The organism is Enterobacter cloacae complex sp. 302F9 (genome assembly GCF_050030335.1).
Classification (GTDB): domain Bacteria; phylum Pseudomonadota; class Gammaproteobacteria; order Enterobacterales; family Enterobacteriaceae; genus Enterobacter; species Enterobacter hormaechei_C.
The window spans coordinates 1125014-1145824 of sequence record NZ_JBLGUC010000001.1; the positions used below are offsets into that span (position 1 = coordinate 1125014).

At 57.9% G+C, this 20811-nt stretch carries 20 protein-coding genes; 7 read left to right on the top strand and 13 right to left on the bottom strand.

Annotation, left to right across the window (positions count from 1 at the left end):
* Positions 1-91 precede the first annotated feature (91 nt).
* A complete protein-coding gene (gene ushA, locus ACQG0T_RS05290; protein WP_017383219.1) occupies positions 92-1744 on the top strand; it encodes a bifunctional UDP-sugar hydrolase/5'-nucleotidase UshA in 1653 nt (550 codons plus the stop codon).
* A gap of 89 nt (positions 1745-1833) precedes the next feature.
* Here ushA and ybaK read toward each other — a convergent pair whose 3' ends face one another.
* The 3 genes from ybaK to copA all read right to left on the bottom strand — a co-directional run bounded on the left by ybaK (position 1834) and on the right by copA (position 5855).
* The gene (gene ybaK, locus ACQG0T_RS05295; RefSeq protein ID WP_010428207.1) at positions 1834-2313 is read right to left on the bottom strand and encodes a Cys-tRNA(Pro)/Cys-tRNA(Cys) deacylase YbaK; all 480 of its coding nucleotides are present in this window, start codon (positions 2311-2313) and stop codon (positions 1834-1836) included.
* A gap of 198 nt (positions 2314-2511) precedes the next feature.
* A complete protein-coding gene (locus ACQG0T_RS05300) occupies positions 2512-3306 on the bottom strand; it encodes a TraB/GumN family protein (RefSeq protein ID WP_017383220.1) in 795 nt (264 codons plus the stop codon).
* Positions 3307-3356: 50 nt separating this feature from the next.
* Entirely contained in the window at positions 3357-5855 is a 2499-nt protein-coding gene (copA, locus tag ACQG0T_RS05305) for a copper-exporting P-type ATPase CopA (protein WP_252051329.1), read from the bottom strand.
* 108 nt (positions 5856-5963) lie between these two features.
* Between copA and cueR the strand changes: the two genes are divergently transcribed.
* Positions 5964-6374 (top strand): Cu(I)-responsive transcriptional regulator, encoded by a 411-nt coding sequence (gene cueR / locus ACQG0T_RS05310; protein WP_017694388.1) that lies wholly within the window; start codon positions 5964-5966, stop codon positions 6372-6374.
* Here cueR and ACQG0T_RS05315 read toward each other — a convergent pair.
* The 3 genes from ACQG0T_RS05315 to ACQG0T_RS05325 form a co-directional block, all read right to left on the bottom strand.
* Positions 6371-6823, bottom strand: coding sequence for an NfeD family protein (locus ACQG0T_RS05315; protein ID WP_015571238.1), 453 nt, complete (start codon positions 6821-6823; stop codon positions 6371-6373). The genes cueR and ACQG0T_RS05315 overlap by 4 nt on opposite strands.
* Positions 6820-7734, bottom strand: a complete 915-nt coding sequence (locus ACQG0T_RS05320) for an SPFH domain-containing protein (RefSeq protein ID WP_003858941.1) — start codon at positions 7732-7734, stop codon at positions 6820-6822. Before ACQG0T_RS05320 ends, ACQG0T_RS05315 begins: the two co-directional genes overlap by 4 nt.
* Positions 7735-7888: 154 nt before the next feature.
* The gene (locus ACQG0T_RS05325; protein WP_015571236.1) at positions 7889-8743 is read right to left on the bottom strand and encodes a hypothetical protein; all 855 of its coding nucleotides are present in this window, start codon (positions 8741-8743) and stop codon (positions 7889-7891) included.
* Positions 8744-8885: 142 nt separating this feature from the next.
* Between ACQG0T_RS05325 and fetA the strand changes: the two genes are divergently transcribed.
* Together fetA and fetB are read left to right on the top strand one after the other, a co-directional pair.
* The gene (fetA, locus tag ACQG0T_RS05330; RefSeq protein WP_015571235.1) at positions 8886-9557 is read left to right on the top strand and encodes an iron efflux ABC transporter ATP-binding subunit FetA; all 672 of its coding nucleotides are present in this window, start codon (positions 8886-8888) and stop codon (positions 9555-9557) included.
* Positions 9550-10332: an iron efflux ABC transporter permease subunit FetB gene (fetB, locus tag ACQG0T_RS05335; RefSeq protein ID WP_017383223.1), complete on the top strand. Its 783-nt coding sequence runs from the start codon at positions 9550-9552 to the stop codon at positions 10330-10332. Before fetA ends, fetB begins: the two co-directional genes overlap by 8 nt.
* 51 nt (positions 10333-10383) lie before the next feature.
* Here the strand turns inward: fetB and ACQG0T_RS05340 are convergent, their stop codons facing one another.
* The 3 genes from ACQG0T_RS05340 to tesA are packed head-to-tail and all read right to left on the bottom strand — an operon-like array spanning position 10384 to position 12719.
* Positions 10384-11238, bottom strand: a complete 855-nt coding sequence (locus ACQG0T_RS05340; protein ID WP_017383224.1) for a co-chaperone YbbN — start codon at positions 11236-11238, stop codon at positions 10384-10386.
* A gap of 58 nt (positions 11239-11296) precedes the next feature.
* Positions 11297-12106 carry an SDR family oxidoreductase gene (locus ACQG0T_RS05345; protein ID WP_006809829.1) on the bottom strand — a complete coding sequence of 270 codons (810 nt, stop codon included), beginning with the start codon at positions 12104-12106 and terminating at the stop codon, positions 11297-11299.
* A complete protein-coding gene (gene tesA, locus ACQG0T_RS05350; RefSeq protein ID WP_003858933.1) occupies positions 12087-12719 on the bottom strand; it encodes a multifunctional acyl-CoA thioesterase I/protease I/lysophospholipase L1 in 633 nt (210 codons plus the stop codon). Before tesA ends, ACQG0T_RS05345 begins: the two co-directional genes overlap by 20 nt.
* Between tesA and ybbA the strand changes: the two genes are divergently transcribed.
* From ybbA to ACQG0T_RS05365, 3 genes are all read left to right on the top strand, one after another.
* Positions 12690-13376, top strand: a complete 687-nt coding sequence (ybbA, locus tag ACQG0T_RS05355; RefSeq protein WP_017383226.1) for a putative ABC transporter ATP-binding protein YbbA — start codon at positions 12690-12692, stop codon at positions 13374-13376. The genes tesA and ybbA overlap by 30 nt on opposite strands.
* Positions 13373-15787: a putative ABC transporter permease subunit YbbP gene (gene ybbP, locus ACQG0T_RS05360; RefSeq protein WP_015571231.1), complete on the top strand. Its 2415-nt coding sequence runs from the start codon at positions 13373-13375 to the stop codon at positions 15785-15787. Before ybbA ends, ybbP begins: the two co-directional genes overlap by 4 nt.
* A 182-nt stretch (positions 15788-15969) precedes the next feature.
* Positions 15970-17115: a porin gene (locus ACQG0T_RS05365; RefSeq protein ID WP_017383228.1), complete on the top strand. Its 1146-nt coding sequence runs from the start codon at positions 15970-15972 to the stop codon at positions 17113-17115.
* Positions 17116-17237: 122 nt separating this feature from the next.
* On the opposite strand, the gene mnmH is transcribed toward ACQG0T_RS05365, so the two are convergent.
* From mnmH to lpxH, 4 genes are all read right to left on the bottom strand, one after another.
* Positions 17238-18308, bottom strand: a complete 1071-nt coding sequence (gene mnmH, locus ACQG0T_RS05370; protein WP_023296049.1) for a tRNA 2-selenouridine(34) synthase MnmH — start codon at positions 18306-18308, stop codon at positions 17238-17240.
* 84 nt (positions 18309-18392) lie between these two features.
* The gene (purK, locus tag ACQG0T_RS05375) at positions 18393-19460 is read right to left on the bottom strand and encodes a 5-(carboxyamino)imidazole ribonucleotide synthase (RefSeq protein WP_003858922.1); all 1068 of its coding nucleotides are present in this window, start codon (positions 19458-19460) and stop codon (positions 18393-18395) included.
* Positions 19457-19966 carry a 5-(carboxyamino)imidazole ribonucleotide mutase gene (gene purE, locus ACQG0T_RS05380; protein ID WP_006809824.1) on the bottom strand — a complete coding sequence of 170 codons (510 nt, stop codon included), beginning with the start codon at positions 19964-19966 and terminating at the stop codon, positions 19457-19459. The genes purK and purE overlap by 4 nt, the downstream gene beginning before the upstream one ends.
* A gap of 119 nt (positions 19967-20085) precedes the next feature.
* On the bottom strand, positions 20086-20808 hold the full coding sequence (gene lpxH, locus ACQG0T_RS05385) for a UDP-2,3-diacylglucosamine diphosphatase (protein WP_047637546.1): 723 nt from the start codon (positions 20806-20808) through the stop codon (positions 20086-20088).
* Between the last annotated feature and the right edge of the window lie 3 nt (positions 20809-20811).

The following is a 20811-nucleotide window of genomic DNA, read 5'->3' on the forward strand; positions in this document are numbered from 1 at the left end:
TTGAAGAAAGTCGCAATTCTGAAAACTTATTTGTCTATTCTTGTGAGTCACTGTAATTTTTGCGTTTGTCTATGGGTCAGGGAGAGAGAAGATGAAGTTAATGAAGCGTGGCGTCGCGCTGGCGCTCATCGCCGCATGGGGGCTAACAAGCCTGCCCGCGCAGGCGTATGAAAAAGATAAAACCTATAAAATTACCATTCTGCATACTAACGATCATCACGGCCATTTCTGGCGCAGCGAATACGGTGAATATGGCCTGGCGGCGCAAAAAACGCTGGTGGACGGCATTCGTAAAGAGGTCGCGGCCCAGGGCGGCAGCGTACTGCTGCTGTCGGGCGGGGATATTAATACCGGCGTACCGGAATCTGATTTGCAGGATGCCGAGCCTGATTTCCGCGGCATGAATTTAATTGGTTACGACGCGATGGCGGTCGGAAACCACGAGTTTGATAATCCACTGAGCGTGTTGCGCCAGCAGGAGAAGTGGTCCAAATTCCCGTTCCTTTCCGCCAATATTTATCAGAAAAGCACCGGCGAGCGCCTGTTTAAACCGTGGGCGCTGTTTAAGCGTCAGGATCTGAAGATCGCGGTCATCGGCTTAACCACCGACGATACGGCCAAAATTGGTAATCCTGAATTTTTCACCGACATCGAATTTCGTAAACCGGCGGACGAAGCGAAGCTGGTGATCCAGGAGTTGCAGCAGAATGAAAAACCGGATGTGATTATCGCGACCACCCACATGGGGCATTACGATAACGGTCAGCACGGCTCTAACGCGCCGGGCGACGTGGAGATGGCGCGCAGCCTTCCTGCGGGCTCGCTGGCGATGATTGTGGGCGGTCACTCACAGGATCCGGTCTGCATGGCTTCTGAGAATAAAAAGCAGGCAGATTATGTGCCCGGCACGCCGTGCGCGCCTGATCGTCAGAACGGGATCTGGATTGTACAGGCCCACGAGTGGGGTAAATACGTTGGCCGCGCGGATTTCGAATTCCGTAACGGCGAAATGAAGCTGGTGCACTATCAGCTCATCCCGGTCAACCTGAAGAAGAAAGTGACCTACCCGGATGGCAAAAGCGAGCGCGTACTCTACACGCCAGAGATCGCTGAAAACCAGCAGATGCTCTCTCTGCTGACGCCGTTCCAGAGCAAAGGGAAAGCGCAGCTGGACGTGAAGATTGGCACGCTTAACGGACGACTGGAAGGGGACCGCAGCAAAGTCCGCTTTGTACAGACCAACATGGGGCGTCTGGTGCTGGCCGCGCAGATGGCGCGCACGAATGCGGATTTCGGCGTGATGAGCGGCGGCGGTATTCGTGATTCCATCGAAGGCGGAGACATCACCTATAAAGACGTGCTCAAAGTGCAGCCGTTTGGCAACGTGGTGGTCTATGCGGACATGAGCGGGAAGGAGGTGATTGACTACCTGACCGCCGTGGCGCAGATGAAGCCGGATTCCGGGGCGTATCCGCAGTTTGCTAACGTCAGCTTCGTCGCGAAGGACGGCAAGCTTAACGATCTCAAAATCAAAGGCGAACCGGTTGATCCGGCGAAAACCTACCGCCTGGCAACGTTAAGCTTTAACGCCACCGGCGGCGACGGCTATCCGCATATCGATAACAAACCGGGCTATGTAAATACCGGGTTTATTGATGCGGAAGTGTTGAAGCAGTTTATCCAGCAAAATTCACCGATTGACGTGAACATGTATGAGCCGAAAGGCGAGGTGAGCTGGCAGTAGTGCGTTTTTTTGCCGGGTGGCGGCTTCGCCTTACCCGGCCTACATTTGAATCGTAGGCCCGGTAAGCGCAGCGCCACCGGGCAATTTTCTCAATCCCGGCGCGCAATATCCGCAAATTTCGCGTCCAGCATTTTCGCCAAATCGCCTGCGGCCAGTTCGATATCCAGCCCGCGTTTGCCGCCAGAAATATAGATCGTCTCAAATTCCTGCGAAGGCGCATCGATCAGCGTCGGCAGACGCTTTTTCTGGCCGAGCGGGCTGATCCCGCCGACCAGATAACCCGTTGTGCGTTGCGCAACCATCGGGTCAGCCATATCGACCTTTTTCGCTCCCAGCGCTTTGGCCACTTTCTTCAGATCAAGCTGTCCGGCGACGGGCGTCACTGCCACGGCGAGGTGCTTCATATCGCCGTTCACCGCGACCAGCAGCGTTTTGTAGACCTGGTCCGCGTTCAGCCCCAGCTTGCGCACCACTTCATCACCAAAGTTGGTTTCGTTCGGATCGTGATCGTAGGTGTGGATCCGGAAAGAAATTTTGTTTTTTTCGAGTAATTTAACGGCGGGAGTCATGGCTATCCTTCTTACGACAGACGATTCATACCAGCAGCATACGCCTGACGTTTGTCTAAAAAATAGCACCATCTTGCGCAATAGTATTGGCAGTGATGGTTACTTTGAGCGACAATCGGCGTAGCCGAAGGTCACTTCGGTATAATAAAAACGATGAAATTCCTCTTTGACGGGCCAATAGAGATATTGGCCATTTTTTTATTTCAGCAGCGACGGCAAATTCCCTTCTCCGTACAAATGCAACGCGCCAACCGCGACAACATAACGACCGGCAGGCAGGGCATATAGTGTCTCCCGCCACGCCTGGTTGCGCGCGTTCATCAGCACATCATACAACGATTCACTGAATGTCGACGGTAACGCCAGCTTACCGTCTGCGGGCGGCGCATCCAGCCACCAGCCAATCATCGTTTGCAGCAGACGCGCGTTGGTGTGCCAGTGGGTCAGGGTATCATCCAGCAGCATCAGGCCGTCATCGGGAAGCTGGCGAAGAAGCGCAATCTGGCTGTCCGTGCCTTCCAGTTCAATGACGGACAGGTTGCGCGCCCTTGCCGCATTCAGCAGTTGATAATCGATACCGTAATCGCCGCGCAGCCCCAGGCGCTGCGCCTGGGTGGCCTGTAGCACCATGGCAATTTGCCACAGGGGCAGAGTGTCGAGCATTGAGAGCGAGACGCCGGTCTCATCCGCAAGACGGGTAAGCTCAGCCAGCTGCGTCCCGTTAAGACGTTCCGCCAGGGGGCGATCGCTTTCCAGCCCGGCAAACGGCGATTCATGGCCGGAGATGTCGGCTTCGACGATCAGCGCGTCGGCGCGCTTCAGCAGTTTAATCAGGCCGGAGGGCAGGGGGGACATGTCCTGCGTGCCCATATGAATGCTTCCCACCAGGTGCAGATGCTGCCCGCCCGGAAGCGAAATATCCATACCGGGCCAGGCATAACGGCGGGGAAAAAGGGCGCGAAACGATGTTTTTAGACGATTAAACAGACCCATACGCGCTCCATGATCGGAAAGGTTCATGCTAGCGCGTACGGGTACAAGGTTCAATCCTTCGGTTTAAACCGCAGCAGACGGTTAGCGTTGCTCACCACGGTAATTGACGAGAGCGCCATCGCCGCACCCGCAACAACCGGGTTCAGCAGGGTACCGGTCAGCGGCCACAAAATCCCGGCGGCAATCGGAATGCCGAGCGAGTTATAGACGAAGGCCCCCAGCAGGTTCTGCTTCATGTTGCGCAACGTGGCTTTCGAAATCGCCAGCGCATCCGCCACCCCCATCAGGCTGTGGCGCATCAGGGTGATCGCCGCGGTTTCAATGGCGACATCGCTCCCGCCGCCCATCGCAATGCCTACGTCAGCCTGCGCCAGCGCCGGGGCGTCGTTGATGCCGTCGCCCACCATCGCCACCTGGCGACCCTGACTTTGCAGGTTCTTGATGGCGTCCGCTTTGCCGTCCGGCAGCACGCCCGCGATCACCTCATCAATACCGGCTTCTTTCGCAATGGCGTTGGCGGTGGTCGGGTTGTCCCCGGTCAGCATCACCAGACGATAGCCCGCGCGGTGCAGGCGCTGTAAGGCATCTACGCTGTCCTGGCGCAACGGATCGCGCACGGCCAGCAGCGCCGCCACCTGACCATCCCTCGCCAGCAGAACCGGCGTCGCGCCCTGAGAGGCCTGCGCGTTTAGCTCTGCGTCCAGCGCGGACATATCAACGCCGTGTTCAGTCAGCAGTGCCTGGTTGCCCAGCAGCAGCGTATGGCCTTCGGCTTCACCGCTGACCCCTAAACCGCGCAGGGTGCGGAAGTTGCTGACCTGCGGCAGACGGCCATCACCGGCTTTCTCCAGGATGGCGCGCGCCAGCGGGTGGCTGGAACCTTGTTCCAGCGCGGCGGCAAGGCGCAGGGCGTCCGTCTCCGTACAGCCAACGGTACTGACGGCCACCACCTGCGGTTTGCCCTCGGTGAGCGTGCCGGTTTTATCAAAGACAAGGGTGTCCAGCGTGCTTGCCCGTTGCAGGGCGTCAGCATCCCGGACCAGTACGCCAAATTCGGCGGCGCGTCCGACGCCAGAGATAATCGACATCGGCGTGGCCAGACCAAGAGCACAAGGGCAGGCGATGATCAGCACCGTGGTGGCGATCACCAGGGTGTAGACAATCTGCGGCGCCGGGCCGAAGAAATACCAGATCGCCGCGCTCAGCAGGGCAATACCGACGACCACCGGCACAAAAATGGCGGAGATTTTATCGGCAAGCTGACCAATCTCCGGCTTACTGCTCTGCGCCTGGCGGACCATGCGAATGATGCGTGACAGCGTGGTATGGCTCCCGACCGCGCTGGCGCGGAACAGTACGCTGCCGTCCTGTACCACCGTACCCGCATGCACCGCATCGCCCTGAGATTTCTGCTGGGGTATCGGCTCGCCGGTCAGCATCGCTTCATCCAGCCAGGCATCGCCCTGGGTGATTTCACCGTCGACGGGCACGCGGTCGCCGGTGGTCAGGCGCAGCGTCATTCCCGGCTGTACCTCTGAGAGCGGAACGCTTTTTTCCCCGTCGTCCGTGACCACGCGGGCCGTCGGCGGGGTTAAATCGAGTAATCTTTCCAGCGCTTTCGACGAGCGCTGACGCGCGCGGGCTTCGAGCATATGGCCTAAGTTAATCAGACCGATAATCATCGCACTCGCTTCATAATAGAGATGGCGCGCCTCCATCGGGAACCACTGCGGCCAGACGTTCACGCTCATCGAATACAGCCACGCCGCGCCGGTACCGAGCGCGACCAGCGTGTCCATCGTCGCGGTGCGGTTTTTCAGGCTCTTCCAGGCGCTGGTATAGAAATGTCCGCCAGCAAACACCATCACCGCAAGGGTAATCAGACCAATCACCAGCCACAGGGTGCGGTTGTCAGCGGTGACCATCATGTTGTCACCCATCATGCCCCACACCATCACCGGAATACCGACCAGCAGGGCGACAATCGCCTGCCAGCGGAAACGCTTCATAGTGGCGACAGCCGTTTCCTGCTGGCGCTCGCGGCGCTCGGCATCATCTTCGATGGCCTCCGCCCCGTAGCCCGCTTTCTCCACGGCCTGCACTAACTCTGCGGCGGAGGCGCTGCCCATCACCAGCGCAGTACGCTCCGCCAGGTTTACCCGTGCCTGTGCGACGCCCGGTACCGCCTGTAAGGCGTTTTGTACCCGGGAGACGCAGCTGGCGCAGCTCATGCCGTTGATCAGCAGCTGTTGGCTGTCATCAATATCATCAGCTACCGGAAGCTCAGGAGTGGCCGCTGTCAGTGCTTCCGACGGGGATGATGACTCTGCCAGCGGTTTAGCCTTTGGGTGGCTTAACTCCGCCCCGTAACCGGCCTGTTTAATGGTATCAATCAGCGCGTCGGCGCTGGCGCTGCCGGTCACGGCGGCATGATCGATAGTCACCTCAGCGCTTTCCACGTCAGGACGCTGCTCCAGGCTTTCTTTAACGCGTTTGACACAGTGGCCGCAGGAGAGGCCGTCCAGTGTCAGGTCAATAGTGTGAGACATAACAAAACTCCCGTATAATGTTCTGGTCAATTGTTGACCTTCACTCTGCTTTTCGCTAACTGTTATGAAGGTTAAACCTTCCATCAAGGGGAAGGTCAAGGGGGAAATGTGAATATCAGCGATGTTGCGAAAAAAACCGGCTTAACCAGCAAAGCGATTCGCTTTTATGAGGAAAAAGGGCTGGTGACGCCACCGTTGCGCAGTGAAAACGGCTACCGCAGCTATACGCAGCTGCATCTTGATGAACTGACGTTACTGCGCCAGGCAAGACAGGTAGGATTTAACCTTGAAGAGTGCGGCGAGCTGGTTAACCTGTTTAACGATCCGAAACGCCACAGTGCCGACGTGAAAAAACGTACGCTGGAAAAAGTGGCGGAGATCGAACGCCATATCATCGAATTACAGGCGATGCGTGAGCAACTGTTACAGCTGGCAGAATCCTGCCCGGGAGATGACAGCGCCGAGTGCCCGATTATCGACAATCTTTCCGGCTGCTGCCACCGTAAAACCCACGTCTAACAGGCTTTAACCCGCAGGGTAATGCCTTCCACCGCAATGACCTCAACCCGCGTGCCGGCGCTGAGGTCATCGTCGGCCACCACCGGCCACGAACTGTCCCCCACGCGCATATGACCGCGTCCGTTGATCAGCGCGTTATCAAGCGTAAAGCGTCTACCCACGATCTGCTGCCCACGCTGGTTGAGGTGCGCGTCGACCGGCTTCTGCGCCTTCACCCGTTTGTTCAGCCAGCGCCACCACAGCCAGGCGGCCAGCAGCGTCAGCACGGCAAACAGCGCGCCCTGCCACTCCCAGCCGACAGGCAGCAGCCAGACGACCAGCCCGGTAATCACCGCGGCAACCCCGCTCCACAGCAGATAACCGTTGCCGCCAAGCATCTCGGCGGCCAGCAGTAAACCGCCAAGGCTTAGCCAGAACGCATGAGGATGTGCAACGATGAGCTCAATCATTTTTTACGCTCGTTTCCGCCGTCTTTGATCAACTCGGCAATTCCGGCGATAGATCCCATCAGACTGCTGGCATCCAGCGGCATCATTACCACCTTGCTGTTGTTCGCGGAGCCGATCTCCTTCAGCGCATCGGTATATTTTTGCGCGACGAAGTAGTTCACGGCCTGGATATCCCCGGCGGCAATCGCCTCGGAGACCATTTGCGTCGCACGGGCTTCTGCTTCTGCCGAACGTTCACGCGCTTCCGCCTGGAGGAAGGCAGACTGACGGTCGCCCTCGGCTTTCAGGATCTGCGACTGTTTTTCCCCTTCCGCTTTCAGGATTTCAGCCTGACGCACCCCTTCGGCTTCAAGAATATAGGCGCGCTTGGTACGCTCGGCCTTCATCTGCGCGTTCATGGAAGCAATCAGCTCTGCCGGTGGGCGCACGTCGCGGATCTCAATGCGGGTCACTTTGATCCCCCACGGATTGGTGGCTTCATCCACAATGTGCAGCAGGCGGGTATTAATGCTGTCGCGCTGGGAGAGCATTTCGTCCAGCTCCATTGAGCCAAGCACGGTACGGATGTTGGTCATGGTCAGGTTGACGATCGCCAGCTCCAGGTTGCTCACCTCATAGGCCGCTTTCGGCGCATCAATCACCTGAATAAAGCACACCGCATCGATGGTGACGTTGGCGTTATCCTTGGAGATGACTTCCTGGGAAGGGATATCCAGCACCTGCTCCATCATATTGATCTTACGCCCAATTCTATCCATGAACGGGACGATCAGGCTTAAACCCGGCTGAAGAGTATTGGTGTAGCGACCGAAGCGTTCGACGGTCCACTGGTAACCCTGCGGGACAATTTTGACGCCTGCGCCCACGATAACCAGCGCAACGAATATAAGGACAGGAACAACGATGAGCATAAAAACCTCCTGTTTTGCATGCCGTAACGAGAAAAACTGCGTATTTGTTGAACGTAAGTATATCGGCTAACGAACAGGATTTCGCCCCTGTAAAGAGGTGGGAACCGGACTGGCAGAAATAAAACGCCCCGTTCGGGATGCGGGGCGCAAAGCGTTACTTTTCAGACCAGGTATAGCTGAAGTCAGTGATAAACCCATCCCCGGCGTCAGCGATAGCTTTTGATAAGCCCTGATAGTATTTTTCCAGGCCGATGGCCTCTATCTGCTGGATCTGCTCGCGAACGGGAGCGCAGAACAATACCGCATTGCCCGCCCCGACACGTTTGTTGTTCGGCGGCAGATCGCCGGTAATCGCCTTAAACCAGGTTCTGATCCCTTGCTTTAAGCTGTGCGGCGCTTTTGTAAGATCCTCCTGGCCGGTCAGCACCTGTAGGGTAGGGAATTCATTAGCATTGACGGCGGTTTTCATACGCGCAAAGAACGCGGTAAAAAGCTCAAAAGAGCCGAGATCTGTGACGCGAGGCTTGGTGGTTTTTCCGTTTTTATTGCCCATTTTTCCGGCAGGGGCTGTAGGCGCCGGAACCACATTGACCTTATGCAGATCCAGACCAAACAGCAGATTGCAGTGCGCCCGGCGCTCTTTAAGCGGGTAGGACATCAGCACGTCAATAAACGCCGTCGCCTTCACATCGGCCAGATCATGGTTAATCAGCCATTGCGAGCGGGCAAATTCCGCGGGGGAAACGAACCAGTCCGGCACCTCAGTAAAGCGTCTGGATTTACCCTTGCCGTCAAACTCGAGAAAGTAAGCTCCATCATCGAAAGCAAAATAGCAGTTTTTAAAGCTACCGATTGTGGTGTTAACGATGAGCGCCTTCTTAACAAAATCGACCACCTCTGCACCCATGACAAAACGCGTGAGTTCAGAAGAATTGATGACTTCCATTAATGTTTCCACATCAGGAACACCAGGCTTCAGGGAAGAGAACTCATAAAAGATATGTGTCATGTTGCTGACTTCCTGTAGTTATAGAGGTGACAATTAGCGAGCAAAAAGTTTAACACTTGCTATAGGTTAAGGCTATTCGCGCTGCGTAGCGGAAAGGATTATGCTAAAGGCTGTTCTTATTACAGCGGTTAATGGAATCGGAATGAATAATAAAAAAAATCTTCTGGATATCAGGGATGTTGGCTTTCGTGTGGGTGATAATACCATCCTTCAGCACGTCGATTTTTGTCTCTCTCCGGGCGAATTTAAACTGATAACTGGCCCCTCCGGCTGCGGCAAAAGCACCCTCCTGAAAATCGTGGCTTCGCTACTGAGCCCAACGGAGGGAACCATCCTGTTTGCAGGAAAAGATATCGCCACGCTTTCACCGGAAAGCTATCGCCAGCAGGTGTCATACTGCGTGCAAACGCCGTCCCTGTTTGGCGACACGGTATACGACAATCTGGTTTTCCCCTGGCACATCCGCAACCAAACGCCTGATCCGAAAAAGTTTACCGACGATCTGACCCGGTTCGGGCTTTCGCCGGAGACGCTGACCAAATCGATCGCCGAACTGTCGGGAGGGGAAAAGCAGCGCGTCTCGCTGATCCGTAACCTGCAATTCTTGCCGAAGGCGCTGTTGCTGGACGAAATCACCAGCGCGCTGGATGACGCTAACAAGCGCAACGTCAATGACATTATCCATCGCTACGCCCGGGAGCAGAATATTGCCGTGCTGTGGGTGACGCATGATTCAAATGAAATTACCCATGCGGATGATGTCATCACGCTCAGGCCGCAGGGCGGGAAAATGGAGGAGGCTCATCGTGGGTGAACATAACATAACCAACGAATCGCTGGCGCTGTCGATGGTCCTGGTGCTGGTGGCGATTGTGGTCAGCTACCGGGAAAAGCTGGGGCTGGAAAAAGATATTCTTTGGAGTATCGCCCGCGCGGTCATTCAGCTCATCATCGTCGGCTATGTGCTGAAATACATCTTCAACGTCAATCATGCCGTGCTGACCCTGTTGATGGTGCTGTTTATCTGCTTTAACGCGGCATGGAACGCGCAGAAACGCAGTAAATACATCGATAAAGCGTTCATTTCGTCGTTGATCGCCATCACTACCGGGACCGCGTTAACGCTGGCGGTACTGGTACTCTCCGGCTCGATAGAATTTACGCCGATGCAGGTGATCCCCATTTCCGGGATGATTGCGGGCAATGCGATGGTGGCGGTCGGGTTGTGCTACAACAATCTGGGGCAACGGTTCAGCAGTGAACAGCAGCAGCTTCAGGAGAAGCTAAGCCTGGGCGCGACGCCGAAGGTGGCCTCTGCGCGGTTGATCCGCGACAGCATTCGCTCTTCGCTGATCCCAACGGTGGATTCCGCCAAAACGGTGGGTCTGGTGAGCCTGCCGGGCATGATGTCGGGGCTGATTTTTGCCGGTATCGATCCGGTAAAAGCGATTAAGTACCAGATTATGGTGACGTTTATGCTGCTCTCTACGGCGAGCCTGTCCACCATCATTGCCTGCTACCTGACCTATCGGAAGTTTTACAACGCGCGCCACCAGCTGGTGGTGACGCAGTTGAAAAAGACGGGGTAATATCGGCTTTTGTAGGCCCGGTAAGCGTTAGCGCCACCGGGCATTTTTTTACTAGTAGAGCAACGCGTACAGCTGACGACGATATTTCGACGCCAGCGCGTCACCGGTACCCAGCGCGGCCAGGATCTCCTGGAACATCTTCCGCGCCTGTCCGTCTGCGGCGCCCAGGTCCTTCTGAAGATGGCTAAACAGCAGCTCCAGCGCCTCTTCGTTACGCCCCACCTGATGAAGCTGAAGCGCCAGCTGGCTTGCCAGCGCGGCATCCTGCGGGTTGTCCGCAACCTGCTGCTGAAGCTGTTGAATTTCAGGGGTATCGGCCGCCTGTTTCAGCAGGTCAATCTGCGCCACCAGACCCTGATAACGGGTATCCTGATCCTGCATCGGCACCGTTTTCAGCACGGCTTCCGCGTCTTCAGGGCGGTGCAGCGCAATCTGGGTCTCTGCCAGCAGCAGACCAATCTGGCTGTTCTGGTTCGACAGCTGCCACGCGTCTTTTAACAGCGGCAGCGCCTCGTCGTACTTACCTTCCTGCATCAGCGCCATGGCTTCCTGCGCTTTCAGCTCTTCTTCGCGCGGCAGAACTTTATCCAGCAGGGCGCGGATCGCCTCTTCCGGCTGCGGCCCCTGGAAGCCATCCACCGGCTGACCGTTCTGGAACAGGTAGACGGTTGGGATCGCGCGCAGGCCAAACTGGGAAGCCACCATTGGTTCGGCGTCACAATCCAGCTTCGCCAGAATGAACTGACCGTTGTACTGCGCGGCAAGGCTTTCCAGGACCGGCGTCAGTTGCAGGCAGTGTTGGCTGCGTTCAGACCAGAAGTAGAACAGCACCGGTTTAATCATTGACTGTTCGAGCGTCTGTTGCAGGTTAGCTTCAGTTATGTTGACGATATTCTGTACGGACATGCGGCATTCTCTTTTATCGGTTTACTCTTTACATGGGGGTAAGCGTCGTCGCTTCAACTCAACCCTGCAAAATTTTGTCCATCATCCGCCCCGGCAGCAGGCGTTTCAACCAGCCGACGGCATGGGTTACCAGCGTGACCGGATAGCGCATTTTAGGGGTATCGCTCTCAAACGCGTGGCGCACTTTGGCAACGACGGCTTCTGGCCCAAGCGTAAAACGCGCCGCGATGCCGGGGTTTTCGACCGGTTTGTCCGCCTGCGTCTGGTTAACGTTTTCCGTAAAGCGGGTGCGGATCGGGCCCGGTTCAATCAGGCTGACCTTAATACCGCTGTGGCGCAGCTCCATGCGCAACGCATCGGACCAGGCTTCAAGCGCATATTTGCTGGCGGCGTAAGCCCCGCGGCCCGGGGTGGAGATCAGGCCCATGACCGAGGAGGTCATCACGATGCGCCCTTCGCCGTGCGGCAGCATGGCGGGGAGAAGGCGCATGGTAAGCTGATGCGCCCCGAAAAAGTTTGCGGAGAACTGCTGCTCCAGCTGTTCCCGTGAGAGAGTCTGTAGCGGGCCGTACACGCCGTAGCCCGCATTGTTGAAGAGACCGTAAAGACGGTTGTTGGTCAGGGCGATAACCTCATCGGCGGCCTGCTCTACGCTCTCTGGCGAATCGAGATCCAGCAGAATGCCGGTAAATCCCAGCCCTCGCATGCGTTCGACATCCTCGGGTTTGCGGCAGGCTGCCAGTACCCAAAACCCCTGACGTTTCAGTTCAAGGGCGCTTTCAAGGCCAATTCCGCTGGAACATCCTGTTATTAAGACCGATTTTTGCATAACTTTACCTGTCAGGTTCTCAGCTGTTTGACGAGTCATGTTTTACTAAAGGAGCCAGCCGGGTTGCCATCCAGTCGGCAATGAACGGCTGGGCATCGCGATTGGGGTGAATGCCATCATCCTGCATCCACTGGGGTTTCAGATAGACCTCTTCCATGAAAAATGGCAGCAGCGGAATATCAAACTCTTTGGCAAGCTTAGGATAGATCGCGCTAAACGCCTCATTATACCGACGGCCGTAGTTGGCGGGCAGGCGAATTTGCATCAGCAGCGGCTGGGCATTGGCGGCCTTAATGGTCTGCAAAATGGTCCGCAGCGTTTGCTCCGTTTGCTGAGGCTGGAAGCCGCGCAAACCATCATTACCGCCCAGTTCAACCAGCACCCAACGCGGTTGATGCTGCTTAAGCAGGGCAGGCAGGCGCGATAAGCCTTGCTGCGACGTATCGCCGCTGATGCTGCCGTTCACGACAGACGCCCGGGACTGCCATTTATCATTGAGCAGGGCGGGCCAGGCCGCACTGGCGGCCATACGATAGCCCGCACTCAGGCTGTCGCCCAGAATCAATAACGTGTCCGCAGCCGCCGCGCGGAAGGTCATCAGCATCAAAAACAGGAAGGGCAAATGCCAGCGGAAAACATTGTTGAAGTTCATCGTCTTAAGAAGTCCGTCGGTCAGGGAGAACACGAGCTTTCCATCCTCACCGGAGTTGAACTCGTTGTCAAACGTGCCGAAACCATCGCCCTGATTGGTGAATCCGGTTCCGGTAAGTCCACGCTGCTGGCCATTCTCGCCGGTCTGGACGATGGCAGCAGTGGGGAAGTGAACCTGGTCGGCCAGCCCCTCCACGCGCTTGATGAAGAGGCCCGCGCCGCGCTGCGTGCCCGGCATATCGGGTTTGTCTTTCAGTCATTCATGCTGATCCCGACGCTGAACGCGCTGGAAAACGTTGAGCTGCCCGGCCTGCTGCGCGGTGACAATACCCGTGAAAGCCGCGATCACGCCAAGGCGTTGCTGGAACAGCTGGGGCTAGGCAAACGTCTCGACCATCTTCCGGCACAGCTTTCCGGCGGTGAGCAGCAGCGCGTGGCGCTGGCGCGGGCGTTTAACGGGCGCCCTGAAGTGCTGTTTGCCGATGAACCCACTGGTAACCTTGACCGTAAAACCGGAGACAAGATTGCCGATCTGCTGTTTTCCCTCAACCGCGAGCACGGCACCACGCTGATTCTGGTTACCCACGATCCGCAGCTGGCCGCCCGCTGCGACCGCCGCCTGCGGCTGGTGAACGGTATTCTTCAGGAGGAAGCATGATTGCCCGCTGGTTCTGGCGCGAGTGGCGCTCGCCCTCGCTGCTGATTGTCTGGCTGGCGTTGAGCCTGGCGGTGGCCTGCGTGCTGGCGCTCGGTAGCGTCAGCGATCGTATGGAGAAAGGGCTTAGCCAGCAGAGTCGGGAATTTATGGCCGGAGACCGGGCTCTGCAAAGTTCTCGCCCCGTGCCGCCGGGCTGGATTGAGGAAGCGCGCAAAGAGGGGCTGAAGGTAGGGGAGCAGATCACCTTTCAGACTATGACCTTTGCGGGCGACACGCCGCAGCTTGCCAGCGTAAAAGCCGTGGATGACATCTACCCGATGTATGGTGACTTACAAACCAGCCCGCCGGGGCTAAAACCGACGGCCGGTACGGTCCTGCTGGCATCGCGACTGATGGCGCTGCTGAACCTGAAACCCGGCGACAGTATCGACGTCGGCGACGCGACACTCAAAATTGCCGGGGAAGTAGTGCAGGAGCCCGACTCCGGATTTAATCCGTTCCAGCTTGCGCCGCGCCTGCTGATGAACACCGCTGATGTGGCGAAAACCAACGCCGTCCAGCCGGGAAGCCGTGTCACCTGGCGGTATAAGTTTGGCGGGACGCCTGCTCAGCTGGAGGCGTACGAAAAATGGCTCCTGCCGCAGCTCAAGCCGGAACACCGCTGGTACGGGCTGGAGCAGGATGACGGGGCGCTCGGCAAATCCCTCGAACGTTCCCAGCAGTTCCTGCTGCTGTCGGCGCTGTTAACCTTGCTGCTTGCCATTGCGGCGGTTGCCGTGGCGATGGGGCACTACTGCCGCAGCCGTTACGATCTGGTGGCGATCCTCAAAACCCTCGGCGCGGGCCGCGCGCAGCTGCGCAAGCTGATTGTCGGCCAGTGGCTAATGGTGCTGGCGCTGTCGGCTCTGACCGGCGGGGCGATAGGGCTGCTGTTTGAAAAGCTGCTAATGGTGCTGCTCAAACCGGTACTGCCCGCCGCATTACCGCCTGCCAGCCTCTGGCCGTGGCTGTGGGCCATCGGCGCGATGACGACGATCTCCCTGCTGGTGGGGCTACGCCCGTACCGGTTGCTGCTCGCCACCCAGCCGCTGCGCGTGCTGCGCCGCGATGTGGTGGCCAGCGTCTGGCCGCTGAAGTTCTACCTGCCGGTGATTATTGCGGTGGCGGTCGGGCTGTTGGCCTGGCTGATGGGCGGCAGCACGCTGCTGTGGGCGGTGCTGGCGGGCGCGGTGGTGCTGGCGCTGCTGTGCGGCGTAGTGGGCTGGATACTGCTTAATGTCCTGAGAAAGCTGACAGTTAAATCACTCCCCATACGGTTAGCGGTTAACCGACTGCTGCACCAGCCGTGGTCTACCCTCAGCCAGCTCTCGGCATTTTCGCTGTCTTTTATGCTGCTGGCGCTTCTGCTGGTGCTGCGCGGGGATCTGCTGGATCGCTGGCAGCAACAGCTTCCGCCGGAAAGCCCGAACTATTTCCTGATCAACATTGCTCCCGAACAGGTGACGCCGCTGAAGGGTTTCCTGTCTGAGCATCACATTATTCCGGAATCGTTCTATCCGATCGTGCGCGCCCGCCTGACGCAGATCAACGGCCAGTCGACGGAGGGAAATAAGGATGAATCGCTCAATCGCGAACTCAACCTGACCTGGCAGGCGAAACGTCCGGACCATAACCCGATCGTTGCCGGCACCTGGCCGCCGAAAGCGGGGGAAGTGTCGATGGAGGAGGGGCTGGCGACACGCCTGAACGTGAACCTCGGCGACAGCGTGACCTTCACCGGTGATACCCAGGATTTCACCGCCAAAGTTACCAGCCTGCGTAAAGTGGACTGGGAAAGCCTGCGACCAAACTTCTTCTTCATCTTCCCGCCGGGTGCGCTGGACGGACAGCCCCAGAGCTGGCTCACCAGCTTCCGCTGGGAAAACGGCAACGGCATGCTGACGCAGCTTAACCGGGAATTTCCGACGGTGAGCCTGCTGGATATCGGCGCGATCCTCAAACAGGTCGGGCAGGTGCTGGAGCAGGTGAGCCGCGCGCTGGAGGTGATGGTAGTGCTGGTGACCGTCTGCGGCGTGCTGTTGCTGCTGGCGCAGGTGCAGGTGGGCATGCGTCAGCGTCATCAGGAGCTGGTGGTCTACCGCACGCTGGGAGCCAGTAAACGGCTGCTGCGCGCCACGCTGTGGAGCGAATTTGCCCTGCTCGGGCTGGTGGCGGGCCTGGTGGCGGCCATCGGAGCGGAAACCGCGCTGGCGGTACTCCAGAGCAAAGTCTTCGACTTCCCGTGGGAGCCCGACTGGCGGCTGTGGTTAACGCTGCCCGTCTGCGGCGCCGTGCTGCTGTCCCTGTGCGGCGGCTGGCTCGGAACCCGGCTGTTGAAAGGTAAAGCGCTATTCCGCCAGTTTGTCAGCTAGTTTACTGACGTGATGATGACGCACCGGCATTTCTGCTGGTGCGTCATCGCTTAACGGCACAAATCGTTAATGCCCCTGCATTTAGTAGCACAAAACATTAAAAACCCGCCCACACAGCCCGAATTTTTCCGGTTAATATTCACCAGCTAAATATTTAGCAGCGTGTCTATCAAGGAAAAAGAATGACTATAAGAAAAACAGCGCTGGCGACAACGATCGGCGCAGCAGTGGCATTGGCTTCTTTCGCATCTCAGGCGGAAATCACCCTTCTGAAACAGGATCCGCAGGCGGGTAACCCGCTGAGCCGCCTGAACTTCACCGTTGGCGGCAGTATTCGTCCTCAGTTCCAGAATATGACCGGTGATGACGGCAAAAACAGCTACAAGCGCAACGGCTTTGACGGCGGCACCCGCTTCCGTTTCGCTGCGGATTACTACCTGTTCGATGACATCAGCTGGATCAGCTACTACGAGCTGGGTGTGAACATTCCGGCGCAGTTCAACTGGGATCATCACTACGCCGACGGCGCGCACGACACCTCTCGTCGTATGCTCTACACCGGTCTGAAGAGCGACACCTGGGGTACGCTGACCTTCGGCCAGCAGAACAGCGTGTACTATGACGTAGTGGGCGCAAAAACCGATATCTGGGACTACGACATGATTGGTCAGGCGCCAGGTAACGGGATCAACGGCGACTATGACGGCTCTTACCGTTCACGCCAGATGCTGAAGTACAAGAAAACCGTGGGCGATGCTGACATCTACGCCTCTTACCTGTTTGAAGACAGCGAATACCTGCCGGGCAACGGCCTGCGTTACAAACGTAAAGGCGGCGGTTCACTGGGTATCGATTATCACCTGACTACCGATCTGACCTGGGGCGCAGCGTGGAACTACACCCGCGCGGACATGCGTAACCCGGACAACGGCGACAGCAAATCCTACGACCAGAACATCCTTGGTACCGCCCTGAGCTGGACGCCGGATAACTGGACCTTCTCCGCAGGCGGCGGCTGGTATCAGAACTTCCTGACCACCAAAAAAGTGTCCGTTAACGACTACTTCGCCGGTGATGCATGGGGTATTGAATACTTTGCGGGTTACAAGTTCCCGGTTGGTCAGTATGCGGTGAAATCCATCCAGCCGTACTTCATGGGCGACCGTATTGAGTACGTGAATGGCCGTAACTATCAGCGCATCGACAACGGTGTGGGTATTAGCTTCCAGCTGGATTACGGTTTCCGCGTAGATTACGAACACGTGTTCACCTCCAGCACCGACAACCTGGGCGATATGAACCTGGTGCGTCTGCGTTACGACTTCTAAGTTGTCATGTAGGGTGCGGCCTGATGCCCTCACCCTGACCCTCTCCCACGGGGAGAGGGAAAAAACATTAAAAACGGCAACCCAGGTTGCCGTTTTGCTTTTACCTCGCCACCCGGCTTTTTTCAGCGATCGAGCCACTCAGCAATTTCTTCGTACGTCCCGCGATACACAATCTTCTCCGCCTTTTTCTCCAGCTGATAGCCGTACATCGGGTCGTAATAGTCCTTCAGCAGCGGCACAAGCCAGCTGAAGTGCGCGTCAGTGCTGCCAGTACGCTGTTGCTCGACAAGCGCGGCATCCAGCAGGGCGGTAAATTCCGCAAAGCGTTGCAGCCCCAGACGGCGACGAATGGCGTACAGGCCGTGATGCAGATATTCGCTGTACGCTTTCCAGCCCGCCTCTTCACCGCAGGCGGCAGAAAAGTCGGCCCACATGTGGACGAAATACTCTTCGCGCAGGCGCTCAAGACGGATCTCAAACGGATCCTCGACCACCACGACAGGCGCTTCAGCCATGCCGTCGCGCAGGCATTCCGGCAGGTGGTTAGAGCCAATCATCCGGCCTTCATCTTCCAGCACCCAGCGCGCGGCGTCTTTTTTCAATAACTCAACCGCAAGGTGATTCTCGAAGCTCGCCTGAGAAAGCTGCGGGGTGAGCGTGCGTCCAAACGACGAGCCGCGATGGTGCGCCAGCCCTTCCAGATCGATGCCCTGTGCATGCTGCTTCACCAGCAGCGTTTTACCGTTACCGGTACAGCCGCCGATAAGCACCATCGGCTTTTGTGACTGCTCAATGGTCACCTGAATCGCCGTCTGACGCAGGGCCTTATAGCCGCCGCGGATCAGCGGGTAGTCGATGCCCGCCTCTTTCAGCCAGGCCTGGGAGATGTGTGAGCGCTGGCCACCGCGCGCGCAGCAAAGGTAGCCCTCAGGATGGGCAAGGCTGGCTTCCCGCCAGGCGCTGATGCGCGCCTCGCGCGTCTCGCCGTTGACCAGGCTATGGCCGAGCGCCAGCGCGGCGTCCGGACCCTGGCGTTTATAGCAGGTGCCGACGGCGGCACGCTCATCGTCGTTCATTAATGGCAGGTTGAGTGCGGCGGGCATCGCACCCTGGGCAAATTCGATCGGCGCGCGAACGTCGATTAAAGGGGTATCGGACGCGAGGATCGCGCGATAGTCCGTTCCATCGTTCATGGTGGTTCCAGAAGAAAACTGAGCAGCAATGGGCGGGGATTGTACGCCGGGGAAGGGGAAGGTCAACTCCCCGGCGAGGGATACTTACTTCAGTTTTGACTGCGCCCAGACAATACCGCTCGCATATTCTGGCGGCAGCAGGGGAACAATCGCTTCCAGCGTGGCGCTCAGGCGGTCCGTGTCGGTATCGTTCAGGTTCAGATGGCCGACCTTACGCCCCGGACGCACCTCTTTGTCGTACCAGTGCAGGTGCACCAGCGGCAGCTTCAGCCAGTTGTAGTTCAGATCGGTGCCGATCAGGTTGATCATCACCGACGGGCTGGTCACCACCGGCTGCGGCAGCGGCAGATCGGTGATGGCGCGCAGGTGCAGCTCGAACTGGCTGATGGAGGCGCCGTTTTGCGTCCAGTGGCCGCTGTTGTGCACGCGCGGCGCAAGTTCGTTGATCAGCAGACCCGACGGCGTGACGAAACACTCCATCGCCATCACGCCCACATAGCCCAGCTCATGCATAATGGCAGAGAGCATCTCTTCCGCCTGCGCCTGCTGGTCAGCATTGGCCTGCGGGAAGGCGACGCTGGTGCGCAGAATCCCGTCCTGATGCAGGTTATGCGTTAGCGGGTAAAAAACGGTGTGCCCGTCATGCCCGCGCGCGCCAACCAGCGACACTTCACCGCTAAAGTTAATGCCCTGCTCAACAATGCACTCGCCGTAGCAGTCGTCCGGCAGCTCGGCGGTGTCGTTCGCGCGCAGGCGCCACTGCCCGCGGCCGTCGTAGCCGCCGACGCGACGCTTCACAATCGCCAGGTCTCCCAGCATCGCAAACACGTCATCCCACTCGCGCTTATCGGAAAGAAGCTGCCACGGCGCGGTCGCGAGGCCGAGCTTGTCGAAAAGCTGTTTTTGCGTGAGACGGTCGGCAATGATCGGGAAGACGTCGCGGTTCACAAAGGCGTTATGGCGCGCCAGCTCGCGGGTCAGGGCGGTTTCCGGCCAGCGTTCAATTTCGGCGGTGATCACGCTCTGATGGAACGGCACGGCTTCCGGCTCGGCATCCAGCCCGACGGGCCAGACGGCAATACCCAGCGGCTCACCGGCCTGACGCAGCATCCGGCCAAGCTGACCATTACCAAGAACGCAAACCTGCTTCATGCTGCACCCCGCGGATCCGGGTTATCCAGCACCTCATCGGTCTGGGCTTTACGCCACTCCGCCAGACGCTGGTGCAAATCTTTATCATGCGTCGCCAGGATCTGCGCGGCCAGCAGGGCGGCATTTGCCGCACCTGCTTTACCAATCGCCAGGGTACCGACAGGAATACCGCGCGGCATCTGGACAATAGAGTAAAGGCTATCCACCCCGCTTAACGCGGCGCTTTGCACGGGAACACCCAGTACCGGCACCAGCGTTTTGGCGGCAATCATGCCCGGCAGATGTGCTGCGCCGCCCGCACCGGCAATGATCACCTCGTAACCGTTCTCTTCGGCGCTTTCGGCGAAGCTGAACAGTTTATCCGGCGTACGGTGCGCGGAAACCACTTCGACGTGGTGCGGAACATTCAGGATTTCAAAGATTTCGGCGGCGAACTGCATGGTAGCCCAGTCGCTTTTGGACCCCATCACGATGGCGACACGCGCCGGATTATTGCGGGAAGACATGCGTCTTAAAACTCCTGTGGTGCGGAACACACTGCTTTCGAGGGCACAGAGAATAGCATGTAATACCGGCAAGGAAAACGGTTGCGTGGTCGGGAAATGAGCGAAAAGATGGGGAGGCGTTAAAACGGGAAGGCGATCAGTTCGACACCTTCCGGCGTAACTTTGACCATCGATCCTTCGCTGTGCCAGGCGCCTAAAACCACGCGATGGGCGGGCTCGCCGTTGGCGATAAGGGAATGCACATCGGGACGATGGGTATGGCCGTGGATCAGCCACTGAACGCGATGCTTCTCCATCACCTTCACCACCGCCTGCGGATTGACGTCCATGATGGTCATCGATTTGCTGCTGTTGGCGGCCTTGCTGCCCGCGCGCATTCTGGCGGCGATGCGGTTGCGGATAAACAGCGGCAGGGCGAGGAACACTTTCTGGATCCACGGGGTGTGAACTTTGGCGCGAAACGCCAGGTAGCCGGTATCGTCAGTGCAGAGCGTGTCGCCGTGCATGATCAGAATATTGCGGCCATAGAGGTTGAGCACCTGCTCTTCCGGCAGCAGCGTCATACCGCTCTCGCGGGCATAGCGCTGGCCGATCAGGAAATCACGGTTGCCGTGAATGAAATAGCAGGGGACGCCGGAATCCACCAGCACTTTAATGGCCGCAGCCATCTCACGGTGCAGCGGGTTCGGATCGTCGTCGCCTATCCAGGCCTCAAACAGGTCACCCAGAATGTATAGCGCATCGGCGCTTTTCGCTTCACCGCGTAAAAAACGCAGAAAACCGGCGGTTATCGCCGGTTCTTCTGTTTGCAGATGCAGATCCGCAATAAAGAGTGTCGCCACGAA

What these genes read in the sequence shown, in the direction of transcription:
- ACQG0T_RS05365 (WP_017383228.1), top strand. Translation starts at nt 15,970, where the DNA reads ATGACTATAAGAAAAACAGCGCTGGCGACAACGATCGGCGCAGCAGTG.
- fetA (WP_015571235.1), top strand. Translation starts at nt 8,886, where the DNA reads ATGAATAATAAAAAAAATCTTCTGGATATCAGGGATGTTGGCTTTCGT.
- tesA (WP_003858933.1), bottom strand. Translation starts at nt 12,719, where the DNA reads ATGAACTTCAACAATGTTTTCCGCTGGCATTTGCCCTTCCTGTTTTTG.
- ACQG0T_RS05300 (WP_017383220.1), bottom strand. Translation starts at nt 3,306, where the DNA reads ATGGGTCTGTTTAATCGTCTAAAAACATCGTTTCGCGCCCTTTTTCCC.
- ACQG0T_RS05315 (WP_015571238.1), bottom strand. Translation starts at nt 6,823, where the DNA reads ATGATTGAGCTCATCGTTGCACATCCTCATGCGTTCTGGCTAAGCCTT.
- ybbA (WP_017383226.1), top strand. Translation starts at nt 12,690, where the DNA reads ATGCCAGCGGAAAACATTGTTGAAGTTCATCGTCTTAAGAAGTCCGTC.
- ACQG0T_RS05345 (WP_006809829.1), bottom strand. Translation starts at nt 12,106, where the DNA reads ATGACTCGTCAAACAGCTGAGAACCTGACAGGTAAAGTTATGCAAAAA.
- ushA (WP_017383219.1), top strand. Translation starts at nt 92, where the DNA reads ATGAAGTTAATGAAGCGTGGCGTCGCGCTGGCGCTCATCGCCGCATGG.
- ACQG0T_RS05325 (WP_015571236.1), bottom strand. Translation starts at nt 8,743, where the DNA reads ATGACACATATCTTTTATGAGTTCTCTTCCCTGAAGCCTGGTGTTCCT.
- purK (WP_003858922.1), bottom strand. Translation starts at nt 19,460, where the DNA reads ATGAAGCAGGTTTGCGTTCTTGGTAATGGTCAGCTTGGCCGGATGCTG.
- ACQG0T_RS05340 (WP_017383224.1), bottom strand. Translation starts at nt 11,238, where the DNA reads ATGTCCGTACAGAATATCGTCAACATAACTGAAGCTAACCTGCAACAG.
- purE (WP_006809824.1), bottom strand. Translation starts at nt 19,966, where the DNA reads ATGTCTTCCCGCAATAATCCGGCGCGTGTCGCCATCGTGATGGGGTCC.
- mnmH (WP_023296049.1), bottom strand. Translation starts at nt 18,308, where the DNA reads ATGAACGATGGAACGGACTATCGCGCGATCCTCGCGTCCGATACCCCT.
- ACQG0T_RS05320 (WP_003858941.1), bottom strand. Translation starts at nt 7,734, where the DNA reads ATGCTCATCGTTGTTCCTGTCCTTATATTCGTTGCGCTGGTTATCGTG.
- copA (WP_252051329.1), bottom strand. Translation starts at nt 5,855, where the DNA reads ATGTCTCACACTATTGACCTGACACTGGACGGCCTCTCCTGCGGCCAC.
- ybbP (WP_015571231.1), top strand. Translation starts at nt 13,373, where the DNA reads ATGATTGCCCGCTGGTTCTGGCGCGAGTGGCGCTCGCCCTCGCTGCTG.
- ybaK (WP_010428207.1), bottom strand. Translation starts at nt 2,313, where the DNA reads ATGACTCCCGCCGTTAAATTACTCGAAAAAAACAAAATTTCTTTCCGG.